Raw genomic sequence first — 22234 nt, 5'->3', positions numbered from 1 at the left:
GATTACCGAATATTCGCGATTTCGCGTTTCAGGGCCTCGACGTTCTGCTGCGTCCGGCTGATGTTGTCCTTCAACTGCGCCACTCTTTCCTGGTACTTGGCATAGTTGCGCTCATTGCCCAGGCGTTCAGGCTGGCCTGCATTGAATTCCAGGCGCTGCGCCGCCAGTTTCTGCTCTTCGCTGCGCAATTCATCCTGCAGGATCTGGCGCCGGTCCAGGTCGCGCGCGCGCTGCTCGGCGCCATCGACCCGGGGAAACGCGCCGGCGGCCGGCGCCGGCGTCCCCGCCGCCTGCTGCGCTGGCCGCGCCGGGGCAGCGGCCAGCGGCGCCGTCCTGCGCGGCGGTTCCGTCATGGCGCCGGGCAAGTCCAGCAGCTGGCAATGCTTGCCAGCACTCTTGTCCGTGTATGTCTTGTGTCCCTGCGCATCGGCGCACACGTACAGCTGCCCGTGCGCCTGCGCCGCCGCGCCCAGCAAGCCTGCCATCAGCGCCATTCTGTAATGCTTGGTCAATCTTCACTCCTGTCGGCTCGTGCCGCATCATTCCTGCGCCGACTATACAACACTGCACCGGCGCCGCCTTGGCGCGCCGCATAAAAAAACGCGGGCAAGACCATCGCCTCACCCGCGTTTTTATTCAATGCCAGCAACTTGCCGGCATGGCGCCATTACAGCGAGTAGTACATGTCGAACTCGGCAGGATGCGTGGTCATGCGCATGCGCTGCACGTCCTGCATTTTCAGTTCCAGGTAAGCGTCGATCATCGAATCGCTGAACACGCCGCCGCGGGTCAGGAACTCGCGGTCCTTGTCCAGCGCTTCCAGTGCTTCTTCCAGCGAAGCGCACACGGTCGGGATCAGTGCATCTTCTTCCGGCGGCAGGTGGTACAGATCTTTCGAGGCGGCTTCGCCCGGATGGATCTTGTTGGCAACGCCGTCCAGGCCAGCCATCAGCAGTGCGGCAAAGCACAGGTACGGGTTCGCCAGCGGGTCCGGGAAGCGCGCTTCGACGCGGCGGCCTTTTGGATTGGCCACATGCGGGATGCGGATCGAGGCGGAACGGTTTTTCGCCGAGTACGCCAGTTTCACCGGTGCTTCGTAGCCTGGTACCAGGCGCTTGTACGAGTTGGTGCCCGGGTTGGTGATCGCGTTCAGTGCCTTGGCGTGCTTGATGATGCCGCCGATGTAGTACAGGGCGAAATCGGACAGGCCGGCATAGCCGTCGCCGGCGAACAGGTTCTTGCCATCTTTCCATACGGATTGATGCACGTGCATGCCCGAACCGTTGTCGCCAACGATAGGTTTCGGCATGAAGGTGGCGGTCTTGCCATAGCTGTGCGCCACGTTCCACACGACGTATTTCAGGTTTTGCGTCCAGTCGGCGCGCTCGACCAGGGTCGAGAACTTGGTGCCGATTTCATTCTGGCCGGCGCCGGCCACTTCGTGATGATGTACCTCAACCGGGATGCCCAGCGATTCCAGGATCAGGCACATTTCCGAACGCATGTCCTGGAAGCTGTCCACTGGTGGCACGGGGAAGTAGCCGCCCTTGACGGTCGGACGGTGGCCGCTGTTGCCGCCTTCGATGTCCTTGCCGGTCGACCACGAACCTTCGTCCGAACCGATCTTGACGAAGCAGCCCGACATGTCGATCTTCCAGCGCACGCTGTCGAAGATGAAGAATTCAGGCTCAGGGCCGAAGTAGGCGGTGTCGCCCATGCCCGACGATTTCAGGTAGGCTTCGGCGCGTTTCGCGATCGAGCGCGGGTCGCGGTCGTAGCCCTTGCCGTCCGACGGTTCGATCACGTCGCACTGCATGAACAGGGTCGTTTCTTCCATGAACGGGTCGATATTGGCCGTGTTTGGATCCGGCAGCAGGATCATGTCGGACGCTTCGATACCTTTCCAGCCAGCGATGGAAGAACCGTCAAAGGCGTGGCCCGACTCGAATTTGTCCATATCGAAGTGCGACACGGGAACCGTCACGTGCTGCTCTTTACCACGGGTATCGGCAAAGCGGAAATCAACGAATTTGACTTCGTTTTCTTCTACCATCTTCAAGACTTCTGCGGCTGTCATTGCCATGCGTATCTCCTAAATGAATGTGGGGTGAGCCGACCTTAGTGCGTCTGGGCTGATGAAGCGAAGCAAACATTGCGTGCCACCAAAACTCATAAGGATCATAGCAGATTCCATGCCAGCTCCAGAAGAGACCTGGCCGCCAGAGGCAAAACCCGGCTATCCCAATGAAAGTTTTCCCGCCCGCGATTTTCCTGCTGAGTTTGCGTCAAATCAAGAATGCACTATGCAAGTGCAAAAAACGAATAACGCACCATTATCGTGCATTTCGCGGCGATAGTTGAAAAATGCCCATTTATGGTGCATCGGCAAGATCGCCGCATTCCCGCTTGCGGGGCGCTGGCGGCGCACTATAATCGTCCACACCTTTCCACTTTCATCGAGGATGCCATGACCACCGCCGCCGATATCCTGAATACTGCCCGCAGCCGCGTCAATGAGGGCACGCCCTATGCGGGCGCCGTCACGCCGCAGGAAGCGTACGAGCTGCTGCAGCGCGATGCCGCCGTCAAGCTGATCGACGTGCGCACCAATGCCGAACGCGACTGGGTCGGCCGCGTCGACATCGCCGATACCCAGCATGGTGCGGTGCAGTGGGCAACCTACCCTGGCGGCGTGCCGAATCCCGATTTCCTCGCGCAACTGGCGGCCCAGGCCGGCAAGGACGAGGTGCTGCTGTTCCTATGCCGCTCCGGCGTGCGCTCGCGCCATGCCGCCAAGCTGGCAACCGAGCACGGCTACAGCAACTGCTTCGATATCCTTGAAGGGTTTGAAGGCGACAAGGACGCCGACGGCCACCGCAAGCAGATCGGCGGCTGGTGCAAGGCCGGGCTGCCGTGGCTGGGCGCCTGACGCTGGCTGCCTGACTATCTGAACAGTGTTTGATCTGGCGGGCCACGCGATGGCCCGCCATCGGCTACAACCATCCATGCGCGCCCGTTTTCCTCCATTACGGCGCAAATTCTCCTTGCAAATATGTACCTTATATAGTACAACATAGAGGTGCGTCATGGATGCTTCCGGCTTGCGGCAGATTACCCTGCTGTTCTACGCGAACGGCAATGGCGGCGAACCCGTGCGCGACTGGCTCAAGTCGCTCCCCATCGAGGAACGCCATGTGATCGGGCAAGACTTGATGCATGCGCAATGGCGCTGGCCCGTGGGCATGCCCCTGTGCCGGCATCTCGGGCACGGCCTGTCGGAGGTGCGCAGCAGCTTGCCCGGCAAGCGCATTGCGCGCGTGCTGATCTGCCATCACGGCGATTGCCTGGTGGCCCTGCACGGCTTTATCAAGAAAACCCGGACGACGCCGGACGACGACCTGGCGCTGGCCCGCAAACGCTACAAGGAACTGACATGAACGCCACCGCTCCCCACCTCGGCAGCAGCCTCGACGACTTTTTAAAAGAGGAAGGCATCTTTGAGCAAACGCAAACCCGCGCCATCAAGGAAGTGATCGCCTGGCAACTGACGCAGGCGATGCAGGAGCAATCGCTGTCGAAGACCCGCATGGCGGCCTTGCTGCAGACGAGCCGCTCGCAGCTCGACCGCCTGCTCGATCCCAGCAGCGACGTGACGCTGTCCACCCTGGAGCGGGCCGCCGCGCTGCTCGGGCGCAAGCTGTCGGTCACCCTCGTTTAAGCGAGTTAAGCGTTCAGGCCGCTTCGCCTGCCTCGGGATGCTCGCCCATCAAGGTCAATATGCGCTTGCGCACGAAATTGATGTGGCTGCGCAAGCCATACAAGCCATCGGCGAACGACAGGGGAATCGAGATCTGGTTGACCATCTCCTCGATCTGGTCCAGCCGCTTCAACTGTTCCGCATATACGTGCGCGCGCTGCTCTGGCGGCACGTCTTCCAGCGCCTGCTCCACCGTGCGCAGCTGGCCATACCAGCGGTACACGCGCGAACGGATGCGCCATACGTACAGGGGCGGCACCACGCGCGACAGGGGCAATATCAAGGCGCCGAGCGCCACCACCAGCACCCACATGCGATCAAAGAAATTAGCCAGCCAGAAACTCATATAGCGCTGCAGCACGGGCGCGCCATCCTTGTAGAATTTCAGCGCTTCGGGCGCCACGGGAATTTCCGTGTAGCGCGCGGACGGGAACTGCCCCTGCTGCTGGAACCAGCCCGTGCCGCCATGGATGCCTGCCGCCGCCTGCACGAACAGGTCGACGAGGGCCGGATGCAAGTCTTCGCGCGCGACCAGGGTGGCCGTCGGCGCGATCAGATGATAATCCTGCGCCGGGATATTTTTGCCCAGGTCGACGATACCGCGCGGCAGGACCACATGCGTGAGGAAAGGCAATCGCCGCGTGTACGCTTCCGCTTGCGAAAAATCAAACAGCTTGATGCCCGGCGTCTGCAGCAGCATCTGGATCAGCGGCGCTTCCGGTGCCGAGCTGAACACGAGGCCGTCGATGCGGCCTTCCAGCAGCTCCACCGTGGCGGGCGTGTTTTGCAAGGCGCTGACGGTCAGCTCGTTGGCTTCCACGCCATTCACGGACAGCAACTGCCGGAACAGACTGGGCACGCCCGTGCCTTCCGGTCCCAGGTTGATCTTCATGCCCTTCAATTGCGTCAGTTCAGTGACCGCCTTGTCTTCGCGCAGGAACAGCCAGACCGGTTCCGTAAACAGGCTGCCCAGGGAAATCAAGCCATGGCGCTCGGCATCGGCGTGTTCCGTCGATCCGCTTTGCACGAAGGCAATATCGGTCTTGCCCGCGTTCAGGCGCTGCAGGTTGTCCTGCGAACCCAGCGACGGCTGCAGGGTCACCTTGATGCCATGCTTGGCCAGGGTGGCCGCGTATTTCTTGCCGAACTCTTCGTAGGCGCTGTTGTCCTGCCCCGTCGACAGGGTCACCTGGCGCGGCGGCGCCGGGTCTACCAGCCAGTAAGCGAGCGCGCAGAACGCGCCCACCAGCAGCAGGGTGGGACCGGCGGTGGCGAGGAAGTCGCGCACGGAAAAGCGGCTGAACGCGAGGATTTTGGACATGTGGTGGCGCATAGGTTTCATGGGTGGCTACGATGCCAAGAAAACCTCAACTATGCAAGGCACTTTCACGCGCAGCACGTGGCCATTTCCGCTACAGTGCTGGATCGACCACCTGCCCTCTGGAGTCCCGCATGCTGAAAATTCTTGGAAAAGCCGCCTCGATCAATGTCCGCAAAGTCCTGTGGACGTGCGAGGAACTGGACCTGCCCTACGAACGCGAAGACTGGGGCAGCGGCTTTCGCAGCACCGACGACCCGGCCTTCCTGGCCCTGAACCCGAACGCCATGGTACCCGTGCTGCTCGATGGCGACCTGGTGCTGTGGGAATCGAACACGATCTGCCGCTACCTGTGCGCGCAGGCGGGCCGCGACGACTTGCTGCCCAGCAATCCACGCGGCCGCGCGGCAGTGGAAAAATGGATGGACTGGCAAATGGGCGAGCTCAACAACAGCTGGCGCTACGCCTTCATGTCGCTGGTGCGCCACAGCCCCGCCCACCAGGATGCGGCGCAGCTGGCGGCCGGCATTGCCGGATGGAACAAGATGATGGGCGTGCTGGAGCCGCAGCTGCAGCGCACGGGCGCTTATGTGTGCGGCGAAACGTTCACCTTGGCCGATATCGTGCTGGGCCTGTCCGTCAAGCGCTGGCTGATGGTGCCCATGCAGCGCCCCGACTACCCCGCCATCGCCGCGTATCACGCGCGCCTGGAAGATAAAACAGCCGTGTTTGCCGGCTAATCGAGTTCGATGGCCGCGACCGTGCCGCCGATGACGTAGCAATCGCCATCGCGGCGCACTTCGTCCAGGGTCGCGGGAGTGTCGCGCGCATACGTGCCATCGATATCGACGCACCACACGTCGCCAAAGCGCAGCAGCTTCACGCCGCAGCAGATGCGGTTGATGAAGTTGCCCGGCGTCCTGAGCAGCACCTCCCGCACGTCGCCCACCGTGATGGCGACTGTGCGCCAGACATTGCCGTCCTGTGCATGATTTCTTGCGTATAGGACGATGCGCACGGCCTGCACGCCTCCGGGCTGGTACTGCTGCTCGAATGATACGAGCGTCCCATCGTCAAAGCGGTGATATTGCTCAAAAATCCGCTGCGTTTTTTCCATTTTTCTATTCCTGCGCAAAAAAAACCGGCCCGCGAGGGCCGGCTTTCAGCGTCTGCGCCATGCTAATTCGTGCACTGCCTGGCCGCGCCCTCGGCTGGCGCGGGCGGCTCGATCAGCGGCATCAGGCTCGGCGCCAGCGACACGAGCAATTGCACGGGCAAGGCGCTGGTGAAATCGTAGTTCTTCGATTCCGGCCCCCGCACGTACGCCGTCATGCTGCCATAGAAGCGCTCGCCGATATTGAACACAAACGTGGCCGACCGGTTCACGTAGCGCGACTCGATCAGGCGGCCGCCGGCGCCATACACGTCGAAGCGCTGGTCGCCCGTCCCCGTCTTGCCGCCCATCGGGATGGGCACGCCGTCGGCGCCGATAAAGGCCGTCTTCGCCCGCTTCGCCGTGCCGTCCGACACCACTTCGCGGATGGCCTTGGCCACGGCTTTCGCCACGTCCGGCGACAGGACTTGCTCCGCCTCCACCTTCGTGCCCCGCTTGACCATGGTGTCGTATGGCGTATTGGCGGCGAAATGCATGGAATCGATGCGCACGCTCGGCTTGCGCACGCCATCGTTGATGATGATGCCCATCAACTCGGCCAGCGCGGCGGGACGGTCGGCCGACGCGCCCAGGGTCGTCGCATACGACGGCACCAGCGAGTCGAACGGGTAGCCCATCTTCTTCCACTGGCGGTGGATTTCCAGGAAACCTTCCACTTCCAGCAAGTTGGCGATGCGGCGGTCCTGCGCATGCTTGCGGTGCGTATTGAACAGCCATTTGTACACTTCCTGGCGTTCCTTCTCGCTGGCCGCCACCATCTGCGACAGGGTCGAGCCTTCGTGCTGGCGCAGGTACGCCACCATCCACAGTTCCAGCGGATGCACATTGGCCAGATATCCGCGGTCGGCCAGGGACCAGTTTTCCATCGCATACTGCTGGTACATCTTGGCGACGCGCTCGGGCGGCACTTCGTTCTGCGACGGCAGGTTGGCGTTGAGGAAATCGCCAAACTCTTCCAGCGTGCCTTTCGGATTGATGGTGCGGAAGATGTTCGCCAGGCGCACGGGCGTCGGGCGGATGCTGGCCAGCAGGATCTTTTCCTGCTCATCGGTACTCTTGCCGCGGTACTTCTGGTAGAAGCGGTGCAGGAATTCGCGCCCTTCCTTGTCGGCAAACCGGCTCAGGTACTGGGCGCGGCGCGGATCGTCCGCATCGGCCAGCAGCGAGGCTGACGAATCGGGGCGCGAGAACATGTAATAGCGGGCCACGTCGCGCATCAGGCGCACGAACACCAGGTTGGTCGACTGGCGCAAGGCTTGCTGCACCGTCATGATGCGGCTGTCGTCGAGCTTGGAGAAGTTGCCGAAATGATGCAGACCGCCGCCCGTGAAAAACCCTTCCGCCGGACTGCCCGAATACTTGCGTTCCATGGCGGCGGCCAGCATGGCGGGCAGGTTGCGCGCCTCGCCCAGCGGCAAAGGTTTCAAATAAGCAATCGCCCACTGCGACAGCATGTCCTTGGGATCGACGGCCACCTTGCCCAGCTCGGCAGCGCTCATGCCGCCATAGCGCTGGTGCAACTGGTCGATGATGTCCAGGTAAGTCACCAGGGTGCGCAGCTTGGCCGTGGAACCGAGGTCCAGCTTGGCGCCTTCGTTGATGTCCAGCGGCTGGTCGTAATTGTCCGTCTGCACGCGCAGCAGATTGGCTTGCTCGCCTTTTTGCAGCAAAGTAAAGCTGTAGACGACGTTGGCGGGGTCGCCATTGCCTAGCATGCCCTTGCCCGTCAGGCCGGCCGCTTTCGCCACTTCCGGGTCGCGCAGTTCGCGCAAGACCTTGGTGACGGCATTTTGCGCCTGCGCGTCCAGCGTGCTGACCACTTTCAGGTCCAGGCGGTCCAGGTTGTACAGGCGCGGGTCGCCCAGCATGCTGGCCAGGTGGTTGCGCACGGCATTCGAGGCCTTGCGCGTGACAAACGACGTCGACGCTTCCGACTGCACGCCCGAGGCCGTCGACGGACGCAGCTTCTCGGCGATGGCGGCATCGCGCAGCTGCGGCGAAATCACGCCCGCCTGCGCCAGCAGGCGCAGATGGCTGTTCGTCAACGCTTCCAGGTCGGCACCGCCCGCCACCAGGTAATGCGAGGGACGGCGCTGCGCGATCAGCAGGCTCAGCGCCTGCTTGTAGGCCAGCGCACTGCCCGGCTGGTCCATATGTCCCTTGAGCAAGGTTTTCACTTCGGCAAATGGGCGGCCATACCAGACCCACATGCCGTCGCCGATGCCGTTGACCTCGCCAAAACCGCTCTTTGCCGACAGTGGCACGGTATTCAAATAGTTGACGACGATCTTGCGCCGCGCTTCCATGGTGTTTTCGCCATCCTGGTACGAGCGCAGGCTGGCCGAGATCATCTGCAGCAGCTTGTCCTTCATGGAGCTGGTGCGACCATCTTCCGAGTGGCGGTACTTTTCGATCTGCGTGGCCAGGGTGCTGCCGCCGCCGCCCCGATGGCCGCCGAACAGGTTCAGGGCCTTGTCGAGGATAGCCTTGCTCAGGCGGTCCCATTCCACGGCGGGATTGCGCATGGGCGTGCCCGGATCGAGCAATTCGCGGTTTTCGATGAACAGCAGGCTTTGCACGAGGGCCGGCGGCGCCTCGGCAAAGCCGTCGAACATGCGCTCGGGATAACTGGCGGCAAACAGGGGAGCGGCGCGGCAGTCGAGGATGGACAGGCCGGCGCGGTTTTTCTCGTGATAGGTGGCAAAGATGCCCCGGTCGACCAGTTGCACCATCTTCGGCGACATGCGCGCCTGCGCCGTGACGGCATAGTCGCGCGCATTCAGCTTGGTGATGAAGTCCGGCAGGCTGGCGTAGCCCAGGCGCTCGTCGTAGGGGCCATGCTGCGGGTAGCGGATGGCATCGGCTGGCGCAGGACCGGGCTCGACCTTGAACGTCAGCTGGCGGTCGATGCGCGTGAAAAATTCCGCCTGCAGGGCCGAGGTGCGCACTTCGCGCATGACGAACCACGCCACGCCGGCGACCAGCGCCAGCACGATGATGGCAAAGATGGGCCAGACGCGCGAGCGGCGCTTCCGCGGCGGACTCGCCGGCGGCGGTGCCGCGGGAGCGGGATCTTCTGGGGGCCGCTCTTGCGCGGCCAGATTGACGCCTGTGTCTTTCATGGGATGCTGGGGTAAGGTTGGGTTTGGACGGCGCGAACAATGCGGTGGCCATGCCACGTCACAGCACGATCGGCGCCAGGCAAGATCACGGCCAAGGGGCGGCAAGGCCGGTAACAACGAAGATTGCTTAACATGATGTCCAGACCGGTGAATCAAAAAAACGCTCTACTGCACAGGCAGGCAGCCCCGTGTCCGACACGCCAGGCCCCTGTTCACCATTCCACCACATCGGCATGAAAACGACTGACGAGCGCACACAAAAATCTTGCTTCATTGAAGATTTTCGCAAAAAAACAACGACTTGGACTGTACGCTCGCGAACATAGGAGCAAGGCGGGCTGGACGCCGGCGGAAAAGCCGCCGGCGCCGGGCTGGCAACAGCTCAGATGGGAGTGTATTCCGCCTGCAGGGTATCGAGCGTGGCGCACATGTCCGCGAAGGCGGCCGCCGCCTGCTTGGGATCGCCCTTGACGCCCAGTTCGATATGCCGGCGCGTCTGCGCATCGCCCACGCTGGGCAGGCTGAATACCTTGATTTGCGGAAACTCCGCTTCCAGGCGCACCATCAGCGGCGTCAGCAGGGACTCGGCCGTTTCATATACGAGCAGCGCATGTTCCGCATGCGGCACCTGGTTGAACAAATGGCTGTAATGCGTGTCCAGCACCCATTCGATCATGGGCCAGGACATGACGGGAAAGCCCGGCACGAAATAATGTTCGCGTACGGCAAAGCCGGCAATCTTGTTGTACGGATTCGGAATCAGCTCCGCGCCCTGGACGAATTCCGCCATTTTCAGGCGATGCAGGTTTTCCGGCGAATTCAAGTCGGCCGGCACGCCCGCTTCTTCGCCCATTTCCGTGATGCGCTGCTGGATGTTTGCCTTGCCCTGCGGATGCAGCACCAGCGGCAAGCCCAGCGCATCGGCCGCCGCCTGGCGCGTATGGTCGTCCGGCGTGGCGCCGATGCCGCCAAAGCTGAAGACGATGTCGCCGCTGGCAAAGCTGCGCTTGAGCAGGGCCACCAGGCGGGCCGGTTCGTCGCCCACGTATTCCGCCCAGCTCAGCTGCAAACCGCGCTGCTTGAGCATTTGCACCACTTTCGGGAAATGCTGGTCCGTGCGCTTGCCCGACAGGATTTCGTCGCCGATGATGATCAATCCGATAGCCATGAAGCTTCCTCGTAGAATTCGATAAAAATGGTCAGGCGTCCGCCGGCGCCACGTCCTTCATGCCGCGCTGGCCCCGCAGGCGCGCCAGGGCTTCCAGGCAGTAATACTGGAACCACAGGCCCGTAAAGATAAAGATCAGCACATACAGCCAGATGGCGAACGCGGCCAGGAAGGGGAAGAAGACGACGGACATCACGCCGCCCATCCACAGCAGGCCCGGCACGGCGCCGGCCGCGCCCGAGACCATGCCGATGGCCAGCAGGGGCCAGCGCTGCTCGCGCATGATGGCGTGGCGCTCGTCCACGCTGGCGTAGTCGGCCATGGCATCGTAGGCCATGACCCGGTACGTCAGCCAGCCCCAGAGAATCGCCTGCGCCACCAGGGCGGCAGGCGGGAAGGCATACAGGGGCAGCAGGATGACCCAGGCGACGATGAACAGCAAAAAGGTGGCCAGCGAGGTGCCGACGCTGCCGAGCAGGCTGCCGCCATGCTTTTTTTCCAGCCACGGGAAATGCCGTCCGCCCACGTGGCGCGCGATGGCCGGCATGGCGAACAGGCCCATGAAGATCAGGGCCGTGAGTATCATCAGCGGCAGCAGCATGAACATGGCGATCAGGGGCACGATGACGGCTTTCAGCACGCCCAGGCCGAAGGTGGCCAGCACCTGGCCGCTGGTGCGGAAGAAGTCATATTGCGTAAACAGCGCGTGCAGGCTGTCGATCAGGGGCTGCAGGCCCACATACAGCAGGGCGCCCCACAGCACCACCGACAGGATGAACGGCACTGCGCTCAGCAGCAATATCTTGCCGTGCAATTGCGACAGCAAGGCGCGGCCATACGAATTCAACACATTACGCATCAACGGCGTCCTTTTCGTTTCAATCTTGCAAATTCCACCATGCGGCGCAGGCCCAGCCATTGCTGCTGCCAGAAGCCGCTGCCATAGTTGCGTCCCGGCCGGCCGACGCCGGCGCTGTCGATGCGCGCCAGCTGGTCGCGCACGCCCGTGCGCGCATAGCCCGCGGAGAAATTCGCGGTGCCCAGCAGCATATCCCAAATCGGCAGGACCACGCCGAAATTGCAACCGCCCATGCTGCCCTTGCCTTGCGACTCATGCCCCACGCCGATGGCATGGTGCGTGCGGTGGAAACGGGGCGAGATCAGCAGCCGCTCGCCGATGCGGCCGAAGTGTATCCTCACATTCGCGTGCTGCAGGCTCTGCAGGATGCGCGACACCGACACCAGCAGCACGTACTGGCCCGGCGGCACGCCGATGCCCAGCGCCACCAGGGCCATCACCACGTCGCGCAGGAAGTCATCGAGCAAGTGATTGCGGTTGTCGCTCCACAGGTTCAGGTTCTGCTGGCTGTGATGCAGGCTGTGCAAGCCCCACCACCAGCCGAAATGGTGCGAGGCCCGGTGGTAGCAATAGTCGACAAAGTCCAGTATCACAAAATAAATGATAAAACTGAGCAGGGGACTGATGCCGGGCAACAGCGATTCCAGGTTCAATGGATGGATATTGTCGAAACGCAAGGCCCCGGCCAGACCATCCATCAGCGGATCGAGCGTGAAGAAGATGAGGACGGAAAACAGGCCGATGCGGTGCAGCACGGTATACAGAAAATCGTTCCAGCGGGCGCGCGGGTCCGTGATCTTTTGCGCGGGGATCATGGCTTCGAGCGGGCGCAGCACGAGAAACAGCAGCACCAGTTCGCACAGGCCGATCAAGAGCCATTCCGTGCCCTCGAACGCCTCTTCCGTGAATTCGCCAAAGCCCAGGTGATACACGAGCGGGTTGACGATGGTCTGGAACAACCAGCCTTGCGCCACGCCAAAGGCATCGACGACGGCGTCAAGGGCGGGCTGGACGATGGCGCTGATATCGGCGGCCATCATGGCTGCCCCTTCTTCGCGTAGGCAGGATGCTCACGCAGGGTGGCAAAGCAGAAACCCTTGTCTTGCAAGCCGGAAATTAAGGCATCCAGGTTGGCGGGTGCCCACGGATCCTTGCGCGACCAGATGCCCATGTGGGCAATGAAAATGTCGCCGCTGCGCAGGTTCGCCAGGGCTTTTTTCAGCAGCATGGCGTTCGGATACTTATCGCTGGGCAGCTCGTCACCGGAGTAGCCAGCCGGTGCCCAGCCCGCATGCTGGTAGCCGCAGGCGCTGCCGGCCGCCAGGGTGCGCGGCGACGTGTAGCCACCCGGCGCGCGCCAGAACGGGTCGAGCTTGCGGCCCGTCAATTCCTCGAAGCGCGTATCGACGCGGCGCAACTCCTCGCAGAACTGCTGATCCGTGAACGACGCCAGCTTGCCGCCCTCCTTGCCGAACTGTGGCTTGACCTGGATCAAGCCGTTGGCCAGATCCTTCTTCCAGTACACGTGGTCAAACGTATGCGTGCCAAAGGCATGGCCTTCGGCGACCCGGGCCTTCCAGTACGGCGCCCAGGACGGATCGAGCGAATAATCGCCGCGCGTCGTCTTTTCATTGGCCAGGAAGAACGTTGCCTTCACATGGCGCTTGTTGAGCACGTCGGCGATCAGTTGCGCCTGTGACTGGCTGCCCGTGTCGAAGGTCAGGTAGATCGTGCCCTTGCAAGCGGCCGGGGCGGAAGAGGCGACTGGGGCGGCCGGGGCCACAGGGGCGGCGGCGTGCGCAGGCGGCAGCATGGCGCTGGCGCACACCAACATGGCGGGCACATGGCCCGCAAAAGTGAGGCGTTTCATCATCACACCCGTCATCACATGCGCGGCGAGTGGGTGGCGAAGTACACGCCATGGGGCGAGCGGCCCACGGGGATCGTCTTGATCACCTTGCGCGTGGTCAGGTCGATCACGGCCACTTTCTTGATCCAGCGCAAGGTCACCCACATGGTCTTGCCATCGGGCGTGATTTCCATGCAGTCCGGGCCGCCGGGCACATTGATGGTGCCCACGTTTTCCAGGGTTTGCTGGTCGATGATGTTGATGGTGTTCGAGACGCGGTTCGACACGAACGTCATGCGCTTGTCACCCAGCGCGCGGAAATTGTGCGTGCCGGCGCCCGCCTTGATGCGCTTGACGGTCTTTTGCGTGCGCCAGTCGATCACTTCCACGTAATCGCTGCCCATGATGCCCACCAGCAAATGCTTGCCATCGGGCGTCATGGTGATGCCGGCCGGCGCGGGGCCGACGGGCATGGTCCACTTCACCGTTTGCGTGGCCAGGTCGATGGCGCTGACCTGGTTGCTGCCCTGCTGGGTAATGAAAGCCATGCTGCTGTCGGCCGTGAAGGCCATGTGGCTGGGCAGTTTCGGCAGCGCGATGCGCTTGGCCAGGGTCAGGTTCTTGCCGTCGTAGCGGTACAGGTCGATGCGGTCCAGGCGCAGGGAATTCGAGATGAACCACTTCTGGTCCGGCGAAAAGCCGATCTGGTAGGGGTCGAGGATATTGCTGATGCGGCGCTGGATCTGGCCCGACACGGGATCGAGGAAGATCAGTTCATTGCCGACGGAACTGGCGACGATCAGCGACTTGCCGTCCGGCGTCTCCATCAGATGGTGCGGCTCCTTGCCGACGGCAAAGGTGGACAGGGGGGCATAGGTTTTCTGGTCCAGCAGTTGCACCGTAGCATCACGGGAATTGAGCACCACCACCACTTCGGCTTGCGCCGTAGACATTGCGGAAACCAGGCACAGCGAGGAAAAAAGAAAGCGGCGTAGACTGCGGAACATGGAGGAAATCACTGTTAAATACAAAACATGTATTTTACGTGGAAACACTGTATTTCCTGAATTAATTCCCGCTTGAATGATACCGATGGCGACATGCCATGGTAATTCCCGGTTTTCGGGCGGACGCGGCATGCAATGGCGCTTTGCAAGCCATTGCTCTACAATCTGAAGCTTTCATCGCCTACACAAGGATAATCATGACCACCACTACCACCGCTTCCGGCCTGCAATACATCGACACCGTTGTTGGCGAAGGCGCTGAAGCGCAAGCTGGCAACAATGTTGTCGTGCATTACACGGGCTGGCTGCAAAACGACGACGGCAGCGCCGGTTCGAAATTTGATTCGAGCAAGGACCGCAACGATCCATTCGAATTCCCGCTGGGCGCAGGCCGCGTCATCCAGGGCTGGGATGAAGGCGTGCAAGGCATGAAAGTGGGCGGCAAGCGCCAGCTGATCATCCCGGCAGCGCTGGGCTACGGCACGCGCGGCGCCGGCGGCGTGATTCCACCGAACGCCACGCTGATTTTCGACGTCGAACTGCTGGGCGTGTAAGACACAGGCTGCGTTCGCATGACCGCAGCAGGCGCCGCCCCTGTTCACGCAGCGGCGGCGCCTTTGTTTTGAGTATGTCCTCTAATGCAGCGCGCCCTTTTTTCACTATGATGTCAGGCACTGCAGCACGCACGGTGGCCACTCCGCCGGGCCTGCCGCACTTTTCCAGCGATTCCATCAGCACACAGGAGCCATCATGAGTTTACAAGAGCAATTCGAACAAGCGCAGCTCGATTCCAAGACCCTGTCCGAGCGTCCGGACAATATGACCTTGTTGAAAATCTACGCCTTGTTCAAGCAAGCCTCGAGCGGCGACGCCACGGGCGAGCGTCCCGGCATGACCGACTTCGTCAACCGCGCCAAGTTCGACGCGTGGGCGGCCCTGGCCGGCACCTCGAAGGAAGAGGCGCAGCAGCAATACATCGACCTGATCGAAGACTTGAAGGACTGACCGTCCCTCCCCTGCCCTGGCGCCTGCCGGGGCAGTATAATTTCCGCATGACATCATCACCGATTTCCCTGGCCATCCCCGCCGACCTGCCCCGTCTGTTCGACGTCTGGCACCTGTCCGTGCGCGCCACCCACGATTTCCTCGCCGACAGCGATATCGCCTTCCTGATGCCCTTCGTGCGCGACGAGCTGGCCAGAGTGGCCGCCGAAGGCTTGCTGCACGTGCTGCGTACCGATGATGGCGTCGCCTGCGCCTTCCTGTGCGTCGAGCACGCCAAGATCGAGATGCTGTTCGTGCATCCCGATCAACGCGGCAGCGGCGCCGGCCGCACCCTGCTCCGGCACGCCATCGATACGCTGGGCGCCACGGCCGTCGACGTCAACGAGCACAACACGCAAGCGCACGGCTTTTACCGCCACCTGGGCTTTATCATGGAAACCCGCTCGGAACGCGATCCGTTTGGCCAGCCATTCCCCATTTTGCACCTGAAACTGGCCGAAACCGGCTGAAAAATCACCAAAACCCACGCAAACAGGCCGTTAACGCAAAAGTGGCTACCAAAACGGTAACCACTTTTTTTACGCCTGCTTCAGCCGTAAACTTACTTTTTTGCCGCCGCCAGCGCCTGCGCGATCCAGCCGTCGAACGTCTGCTGGTGGAACTTGATCCAGCCGGCCGTGTGGCGGGCGATGTCCGCCTGCGTATTTTCGCCGCGGCGCATGCGCTCGTTCTGCGCATTGATGTCGGCCACGGGCAGTTGCATCACTTCGAACAGCTTGGCCGCCGCCGGGTTGTTTTCCGCCCACGTCTTGTTGGCAACGATGCGCGCCGTGTTGACGGCAAAGCCGTAATCGCTGCCATCGTCGAGGCGCGTATTGACCTTGTCCGGATTGGCCGAGAACGGCACCTTGAGCCAGATCACATCCTTGCCCGGTACCAACACGCCGCTGACCCAGTACGGCGTCCACGTGTAGTACAGGATCGGTTCGCCACGCTTGTAGCGGCCCAGGGTGTCGGCGATCAGGGCCGCATAGCTGCCCTGCACGTGCGTCACCGTCTCGCGCAGCTTATACGCATCCATGTGGTTTTCGATCAACGCTTCGCAGCCCCAGCCGGGGTTGCATCCCGTCAGGTCGGCCTTGCCATCGCCATCGTGGTCGAACAGCTTGGCCAGGGTGGGATCGCGCAACTGGTCGATATTCGTGATGTTGTACTTTTCCGCCGTGGCCTTGTCGATCAGATAACCCTGTGCGGCAGGCCCCGCATACTGGCCCGTGCGCAGCAGCTTGGCGTCGCCGCCCGCATTGTTATAGAAATCCTTGTGCATGGGGTCCCAGTGCACGGCCATGAAGGTGGCGTCGCCGTTGGCGATGGCGATATGCGCCGTCGGATACTCCACTTCCTTGATCGGCTGCACTTCGTAGCCGAGCTGTTCCAGGGCCTTGTCGACCAGCATGGTCTGGAAGGTTTCTTCCGCGATCGAGCTTTGCAGCGCCTGCACCTTGATGCCCTTGCCGGGCAGCGCATCGGCGGCCGGCGTCTGCGCCATGGCCAGGCTGGTGGTCAGGGCCAGGGCAGCGAGCGCCAGGGCGGAAAACAGCTGGAACTTGCGTTGCGATTTTTGCGTCACTTTAAAATTGTCAATTTGATGCATGTAAATCCTTTCTTATTGTGCGCTGGCCAGCGTTGCTTGCTGTTGCGCATTATTTTTTTCCGTATTGCCGCGCACCAGGCGCAGCACGCAGCCAGCAGGACCCGTCTGGTACCAGTGGCGCACGCCGCGGCGCGGCTGGCCCATGGCTTGCGTCAAACGGTCCAGGGTGATGGCCAGCAGCACGATGCCCAGGCCGCCCACGGTAGCCAGGCCCATGTCCAGGCGGCCGATGCCGCGCAAGACCATCTGGCCGAGGCCGCCCACGGCGATCATCGAGGCGATCACGACCATCGACAGCGACAGCATCAGCGACTGGTTGATGCCGGCCATGATGGACGGCATGGCCAGCGGGAACTGCACGCGGGTCAGCAACTGCCACGGCGAGGCGCCATAGGCGCGGGCCGCTTCGATCAGGTCCGGACGCACCTGGCGGATGCCCAGGTTGGTCAGGCGCACCAGCGGCGGCAGGGCAAAGATGATCGTCACGATCACGCCCGGCGCATTGCCGATACCAAACAGCATCACCACCGGCACCAGGTAGACGAAGGCGGGCGTCGTCTGCATGGCGTCCAGCAAGGGACGCAGGATATTCTGCGCGCGGTCGCTGCTGGCAAGGAAGATTCCCAGCGGCAAGCCGATGGCCAGGCAGAAGGCCAGCGACGTCAGCACCAGCGACAGGGTCGTCATGGCTTCCGGCCAGATGCCCAGCATGGACACCACCAGCAGCGCCAGCACGGTGCCGATGGCCAGCGTGCGGCTGGTAAATTGCCATGCCAGCAAGCCGATGATGGCGATCACCGTCAGCGACGGCGCTGCCAGCAGCACGCCTTCCACGCCGTTCAGGGTACTGTCGATGGGCGCGCGCACGGCCTGGAAGAAGGGGCGGAAATGCGCCACGACCCAGCCCAGGCCCTGGTTGATCCAGCTTTCCAGCGGCAGCGAACCGTCGAAGATCTGCGTCAGATGAAAACCGGACGCGGCGTGTTCCGGCTGCACGGCCGGTCCGGCCGCGTCCAGCCAGGAGGTGTCGCCCGGCGGCGTCAGCGCCCAGGGGTTGATCTGGGCGGCCTGTTCAACAACAGGTTCTACTGTGGAAACGGTACTTGGGTTCATGCTTGTCCTTTCTGTTGTTGTTCGGCAATGGCTGGCGTGTCGCGGTCGAGGAACTTCAGCAAGGTCGTCTTGCTGATGGCGCCGCGGAAGCTGCCGTCATTTGCCACCACCGGGACGGCGTAAGGCAGCTGCGCCACTTGGCCGAACAGGCCGGCCACGGGCTCGTCTGCATTAATGGTCTGCACGTCGGGCAGGTAGGCATGCGCCAGGCCCAGCGGTCCGACATGGCCGTCGAGCGCATTGCGCAGCGAATCGGCCGAGACGACGCCGAGGAACTTGCGCTGCGGATTGACGACGTAGGCATACGCGCGGTCCTGCTCTTCCAGCATCGACAGCGCGGCGCGCGAGCCGCGGCTGGGCGACTCCGACACGACGATCTGGCTCTTGCGGGCGATGTCGCTGGCCTTGAAGACGGCCGCCGCATCAACGCCGCGCACGAAATTGCGCACGTAATCGTTGGCGGGTTTACGCAGGATTTCTTCCGGCGTGCCCACTTGCACCACGTGGCCGTCTTTCATGATGGCGACGCGGTCACCGATGCGCATGGCTTCGTCGAGGTCATGCGAAATGAAGACGATGGTGCGGCGCTTGATTTGCTGCAAACGCAGCAGTTCCGATTGCATTTCCGTACGGATAATCGGATCGAGCGCGGAAAACGCTTCATCCATCAGCAGGATCGATGGATCGCACGCCAGCGCACGGGCCAGGCCCACGCGCTGCTGCATGCCGCCCGACAATTCGTCGGGATAGCTGGCGCCGTAGCCGTCCAGGCCCACCTGCTCCAGCGCTTGCTGGGCCAGCGCATGGCGCTCGGCCTTGGGCATGCCGGCCAGTTCCATGCCGAAGGCAGTGTTGTCGAGCACGGTAATTTGCGGCAGCAGCGCGAAGGACTGGAACACCATGCTGATGTCCTTGCGGCGCAGGGCGCGCAGCTGGGCGTCCGGCAAGGTATTGATGTCGTTGCCGTCGATCAGGATGCGGCCGGCGGTCGGCTCGATCAGGCGGTTCAGCATGCGCACCAGGGTCGACTTGCCGGAACCGGACAAGCCCATGATGACGAAGATTTCGCCCGCTTCAATGGTAAAGGTGGCGTCGAAGACGCCGATGGTGCAGTCGGTCTGGGCCAGGATATCCTGCTTGCTGGCGCCTTGATGGACGAGCTCAAGTGCTTCTTCTGGCTTGTCGCCGAACACTTTGAACACATGGTCGATAATGATTTGTTTTGCCACGATGTGGTTCTCCCTCGATTGGACGAATGGAATGAAACCCAGCAAGCTGCGAGCTTGCGGCGGGAATCAGCAAACCCTGTTGCGTCGGCTACGCCACGGCGCGAACAGCGCACGGGAGCGACAGGAAACAGGGGGTGACACGCGTGTGACCAGCGGATGGCCAAAGCCGATGCCGGGGTGCCGTGTGCGTGCTAAAAGAGGCTGTGGTTCAGGACTTTTAACGACGCTAGCGCCATGCAAATACATGGCACCAAATGTATTTGACCGAAAAAACGATCAACCTACTTTTTTAACCGGATGCGGGTGTAAAACCCAAAGAATTATTCACCACTCAGCGAGTGGGAGTACTGCGAAGCAGAAGGTGAAACGCGGTGTAGCTGTTGTAAATATGACTCAAGTATAACGCAAAAAGACACAAAAGTCCAATGGCTTTCCAAATAGAAATGTGCTAGCAATGTGCGTTGGCGTACAGTCGGCGCCCAAACAAGGGGATATGGCGGCGAAAAGACTGCTGTTTCCAGCGTCTTTTCGCCTGCCGCTGCGGCGCCATCCCTACCACCAAAACGGGGTGGCAGGCAAGCCGCAGGGGGAACCTCACGCCGGCTCGGTAAACACCTTGCGCATCTTTTCCGCGATCTTGCCTTCGATCGTCGGGGCAAAGGCGCTGAGCAGGAATCCCAGCTTGATTTGCAGTTGCGCCTGCTCTTTTTCAAGGGTCAGCGAACCATCGACGCCGCTGCGCTCGAAACGCAGCACGTCGCCATCCCAGGCGCAGGCCAGGTCATATTCCTGGGCCAGCTTGTCGGCCACTTGCTGCGCCGCTTCACGCGCCTTTACCGCTGTCAGCTTATGTTGCTGAACTATATTTATATCCGCCATCAAACGATCCTTTTATTAAAAACGGGGGCAATACGGTCAGCATCATACCAGCCGCCCCGCGGCAGGCAGGACGGCTGCCGGCGGGGGACGGGCAGAAAACCGCGCATCTTCCCGCGCGTCGTTTGCGCAAGATCAAACCGGAGGTAGCGAAGCAGGCCGACTATTTCAGTTCCAGTTGCGCGTTCTTGGAGAGCTACCATGGAGCAGAAAGTCATCGTGCCAGTCGAAGCCGTGCTGACCAATGGCATATCCTTGCCAGTCGGCTATGTTCCCACCCCCTCGGCGCCGTACCGGCAGCACCGCAAGAATGCGCAGCTGACCTTGCAGCCGGGGCCACCCCGCCTGCTCGACGCCGTTACCCGCAAGCTCGAAGCCGTGCCTGTCGGTTCGCGCGTGCTGATCTGGAAGCAGGACCCGTCCGTCACCGAACTGGGCACGCGCAAGGCCTTCCTGCCCGGGCTGATCCTGCAAGGCCCGCGCGACGCGCGCATCACGTTTGGCGAACCGGGCATCGCCCAGGTGAGCCCGAATGCCTTCGGCGACTTCATCGTCTCGCCCAATACCGACCAGTTCGATGCCGTGCACTGCTTTGCCGTCGTGCGCATGACGCTCACCATGTACCAGCGCGCGCTGGCCACCAACGACACGGCACCGCCCCTGCCCTGGCAATGGAATAGCGCCAGCAACACGACGCCCCTGAGCGTCTTTCCGCACGGCTTGCCCAATGTCATGAATGCCTATTACAGCCGCAGCGACAAGGCCCTCAAGTTCGGCGACTTCATCCCCAACGGCGCCAGCGAGCGCGTCTACACCTGCCGCTCGCTCGACATCGTCTCGCACGAAACCGGCCATGCCGTGCTCGATGGCTTGAAGCCGAGTTGGCTGCTCAGCAACAATCCGCCGCAGACGGGCGGCTTGCATGAATCGTTTGGCGACCTGACGGCCATTTTCCTGGCGCTGTCGCAGCTGGACCAGGTGGAGGCCGTCATCGCCCAAACGAAGTCCGACCTGCACGACAAGACCTTCCTGTCCGACCTGGCCGAGCAGTTCGGCCTGGCCCTGGGCCGCCCCAATGGCTTGCGCAATGCCGACAACGACATCAAGCTGTCCGAGGCGGGCACGGAAGTGCATGCCATCTCGCAAGTCTTTACGGGGGCCATCTACGACATCCTGGCCGACATCTTCGCCCACGAGCGCCGGCCCCAGCTGGAAGATGACGCGGCCGTGCTGCACCGCTGCGGCGACTACCTGCGCAGCCTCGTCCTGCGCTCCCTCGTGGCCGCCCCCGACCAGGCAGCCACCTATGCCGACGTCGCCGGCCAGATGCTGAGGATCGCCCAGGCCGACGGCAATACCGCCTACCTGGACTTCATCCGCAACAGCTTTACCGTGCGCGAAGTCCTCAAGGCCACGGCCATGACGACGGCGGACCAGCTGGCATTTGCCGCCGACGTTGTCGACGAAGAAGGCGCCGTGCAGGACAGGCGTGCCTGCTGCGGTACCATGAACCACGCGGAATACAGCGAATCGGATCAGTTGCTCGAGGCGGAGCGCGCAGCGCTGGCGGCCTGGTGCCGCAGTTACGGCCCCCATTAGGGCGAGTACCGCTGCGCAACACTGGCCGCGCCCCGCACTAGGGCGCAGCCGGTCCGGCTGCGGCGGCCACGACACCATCCACAGCAGGGAGCACCATGAAAATTTCAGCGCACAGCAGCGGCGGCTTTGCCGGCCTGAGCGAACATTATGAAATCGATACGCGAACCCATCCGGCCGGTCCCCGCCTGGAAGCGGCCCTCGCCAGCAGCGGCTTTTTCACGGAAAACCATGCCATGGGCGGGCAAGTGGGTGCCGACATCCCCCAATGGCGCATCACGGTCGACGCCCCTACCACGCGCCGCACCCTCACCTTTGCCGAGGATGGCAGCGCTGAAAACGCGCGTTGGCAACAACTGGTGGCACAAATCCGCGCCAGCGCCTGATTTTCAGGGCAGGTCTTGATTTGAATAAAGCAAAAACACCACACGGCACGACCCTGCCGCCCCATTGCTGCGCCAGCCCGCGGCAGGCGAGTGTTGCGTTCTTGCCGCGTTCTCCATGGCA

The 22234-nt window shown here is 62.3% G+C and carries 23 protein-coding genes; 9 read left to right on the top strand and 14 right to left on the bottom strand.

Features of this window, described 5'->3' with window-relative positions:
* Positions 1–2 precede the first annotated feature (2 nt).
* Together AC07VL_RS08490 and glnA are read right to left on the bottom strand one after the other, a co-directional pair.
* Positions 3–485 (bottom strand): DUF4124 domain-containing protein, encoded by a 483-nt coding sequence (locus AC07VL_RS08490; protein WP_494805597.1) that lies wholly within the window; start codon positions 483–485, stop codon positions 3–5.
* Positions 486–667: 182 nt separating this feature from the next.
* Complete coding sequence (gene glnA / locus AC07VL_RS08485; RefSeq protein WP_070219258.1) at positions 668–2083, bottom strand: type I glutamate--ammonia ligase; 1416 nt, start codon at positions 2081–2083, stop codon at positions 668–670.
* A 384-nt stretch (positions 2084–2467) separates the two neighbouring features.
* Between glnA and AC07VL_RS08480 the strand changes: the two genes are divergently transcribed.
* The 3 genes from AC07VL_RS08480 to AC07VL_RS08470 all read left to right on the top strand — a co-directional run bounded on the left by AC07VL_RS08480 (position 2468) and on the right by AC07VL_RS08470 (position 3718).
* Positions 2468–2929 carry a rhodanese-like domain-containing protein gene (locus AC07VL_RS08480; RefSeq protein WP_494805444.1) on the top strand — a complete coding sequence of 154 codons (462 nt, stop codon included), beginning with the start codon at positions 2468–2470 and terminating at the stop codon, positions 2927–2929.
* A 157-nt stretch (positions 2930–3086) separates the two neighbouring features.
* On the top strand, positions 3087–3437 hold the full coding sequence (locus AC07VL_RS08475) for a type II toxin-antitoxin system RelE/ParE family toxin (RefSeq protein WP_494805443.1): 351 nt from the start codon (positions 3087–3089) through the stop codon (positions 3435–3437).
* Complete coding sequence (locus AC07VL_RS08470) at positions 3434–3718, top strand: helix-turn-helix domain-containing protein (protein WP_494805442.1); 285 nt, start codon at positions 3434–3436, stop codon at positions 3716–3718. The genes AC07VL_RS08475 and AC07VL_RS08470 overlap by 4 nt, the downstream gene beginning before the upstream one ends.
* Before the next feature lie 13 nt (positions 3719–3731).
* On the opposite strand, the gene AC07VL_RS08465 is transcribed toward AC07VL_RS08470, so the two are convergent.
* Positions 3732–5078 (bottom strand): TAXI family TRAP transporter solute-binding subunit, encoded by a 1347-nt coding sequence (locus AC07VL_RS08465; protein WP_494805441.1) that lies wholly within the window; start codon positions 5076–5078, stop codon positions 3732–3734.
* 131 nt (positions 5079–5209) lie between these two features.
* Here AC07VL_RS08465 and AC07VL_RS08460 point away from each other — a divergent pair, with 131 nt between their 5' ends.
* Positions 5210–5815: a glutathione S-transferase family protein gene (locus AC07VL_RS08460; protein ID WP_494805440.1), complete on the top strand. Its 606-nt coding sequence runs from the start codon at positions 5210–5212 to the stop codon at positions 5813–5815.
* On the opposite strand, the gene AC07VL_RS08455 is transcribed toward AC07VL_RS08460, so the two are convergent.
* From AC07VL_RS08455 to AC07VL_RS08425, 7 genes are all read right to left on the bottom strand, one after another.
* Positions 5812–6192: a hypothetical protein gene (locus tag AC07VL_RS08455; protein WP_494805439.1), complete on the bottom strand. Its 381-nt coding sequence runs from the start codon at positions 6190–6192 to the stop codon at positions 5812–5814. The two genes, AC07VL_RS08460 and AC07VL_RS08455, sit on opposite strands and share 4 nt — an antisense overlap.
* A 62-nt stretch (positions 6193–6254) precedes the next feature.
* The gene (locus AC07VL_RS08450) at positions 6255–9371 is read right to left on the bottom strand and encodes a transglycosylase domain-containing protein (protein ID WP_494805438.1); all 3117 of its coding nucleotides are present in this window, start codon (positions 9369–9371) and stop codon (positions 6255–6257) included.
* Positions 9372–9753: 382 nt separating this feature from the next.
* Positions 9754–10539, bottom strand: a complete 786-nt coding sequence (locus AC07VL_RS08445) for a competence/damage-inducible protein A (RefSeq protein WP_494805437.1) — start codon at positions 10537–10539, stop codon at positions 9754–9756.
* Positions 10540–10570: 31 nt separating this feature from the next.
* The gene (locus tag AC07VL_RS08440; RefSeq protein WP_494805436.1) at positions 10571–11398 is read right to left on the bottom strand and encodes an EI24 domain-containing protein; all 828 of its coding nucleotides are present in this window, start codon (positions 11396–11398) and stop codon (positions 10571–10573) included.
* A complete protein-coding gene (locus AC07VL_RS08435; RefSeq protein ID WP_494805435.1) occupies positions 11398–12438 on the bottom strand; it encodes a sterol desaturase family protein in 1041 nt (346 codons plus the stop codon). The genes AC07VL_RS08440 and AC07VL_RS08435 overlap by 1 nt, the downstream gene beginning before the upstream one ends.
* Entirely contained in the window at positions 12435–13271 is an 837-nt protein-coding gene (locus AC07VL_RS08430; protein ID WP_494805434.1) for a polysaccharide deacetylase family protein, read from the bottom strand. The genes AC07VL_RS08435 and AC07VL_RS08430 overlap by 4 nt, the downstream gene beginning before the upstream one ends.
* A gap of 11 nt (positions 13272–13282) precedes the next feature.
* On the bottom strand, positions 13283–14254 hold the full coding sequence (locus AC07VL_RS08425; RefSeq protein ID WP_494805433.1) for a YVTN family beta-propeller repeat protein: 972 nt from the start codon (positions 14252–14254) through the stop codon (positions 13283–13285).
* 197 nt (positions 14255–14451) lie between these two features.
* Here AC07VL_RS08425 and AC07VL_RS08420 point away from each other — a divergent pair, with 197 nt between their 5' ends.
* The 3 genes from AC07VL_RS08420 to AC07VL_RS08410 all read left to right on the top strand — a co-directional run bounded on the left by AC07VL_RS08420 (position 14452) and on the right by AC07VL_RS08410 (position 15768).
* Positions 14452–14808, top strand: coding sequence for an FKBP-type peptidyl-prolyl cis-trans isomerase (locus tag AC07VL_RS08420; RefSeq protein WP_290605772.1), 357 nt, complete (start codon positions 14452–14454; stop codon positions 14806–14808).
* A 196-nt stretch (positions 14809–15004) separates the two neighbouring features.
* Positions 15005–15259 (top strand): acyl-CoA-binding protein, encoded by a 255-nt coding sequence (locus tag AC07VL_RS08415; protein ID WP_034782468.1) that lies wholly within the window; start codon positions 15005–15007, stop codon positions 15257–15259.
* A 47-nt stretch (positions 15260–15306) separates the two neighbouring features.
* Positions 15307–15768, top strand: a complete 462-nt coding sequence (locus tag AC07VL_RS08410; protein ID WP_494805432.1) for a GNAT family N-acetyltransferase — start codon at positions 15307–15309, stop codon at positions 15766–15768.
* Between the two features lie 92 nt (positions 15769–15860).
* Here the strand turns inward: AC07VL_RS08410 and proX are convergent, their stop codons facing one another.
* The 4 genes from proX to AC07VL_RS08390 form a co-directional block, all read right to left on the bottom strand.
* Positions 15861–16913: a glycine betaine/L-proline ABC transporter substrate-binding protein ProX gene (proX, locus tag AC07VL_RS08405; RefSeq protein ID WP_494805431.1), complete on the bottom strand. Its 1053-nt coding sequence runs from the start codon at positions 16911–16913 to the stop codon at positions 15861–15863.
* Between the two features lie 12 nt (positions 16914–16925).
* Positions 16926–18026, bottom strand: coding sequence for a glycine betaine/L-proline ABC transporter permease ProW (gene proW / locus AC07VL_RS08400; RefSeq protein ID WP_494805430.1), 1101 nt, complete (start codon positions 18024–18026; stop codon positions 16926–16928).
* On the bottom strand, positions 18023–19255 hold the full coding sequence (gene proV / locus AC07VL_RS08395) for a glycine betaine/L-proline ABC transporter ATP-binding protein ProV (RefSeq protein WP_494805429.1): 1233 nt from the start codon (positions 19253–19255) through the stop codon (positions 18023–18025). Before proV ends, proW begins: the two co-directional genes overlap by 4 nt.
* Before the next feature lie 594 nt (positions 19256–19849).
* Positions 19850–20134: a polyhydroxyalkanoic acid system family protein gene (locus AC07VL_RS08390; RefSeq protein WP_290605759.1), complete on the bottom strand. Its 285-nt coding sequence runs from the start codon at positions 20132–20134 to the stop codon at positions 19850–19852.
* 198 nt (positions 20135–20332) lie between these two features.
* On the opposite strand from AC07VL_RS08390, the gene AC07VL_RS08385 reads away from it, so the two are divergent.
* The gene (locus tag AC07VL_RS08385) at positions 20333–21730 is read left to right on the top strand and encodes a hypothetical protein (RefSeq protein ID WP_494805428.1); all 1398 of its coding nucleotides are present in this window, start codon (positions 20333–20335) and stop codon (positions 21728–21730) included.
* 95 nt (positions 21731–21825) lie between these two features.
* On the top strand, positions 21826–22113 hold the full coding sequence (locus tag AC07VL_RS08380; RefSeq protein ID WP_494805427.1) for a protealysin inhibitor emfourin: 288 nt from the start codon (positions 21826–21828) through the stop codon (positions 22111–22113).
* Positions 22114–22234: the final 121 nt, after the last annotated feature.

The organism is Janthinobacterium sp. GW821-FHT03C08 (genome assembly GCF_059420905.1).
Note: the sequence above shows the minus strand (reverse complement) of the source record. Positions and strands in the feature narration are given on the sequence as shown.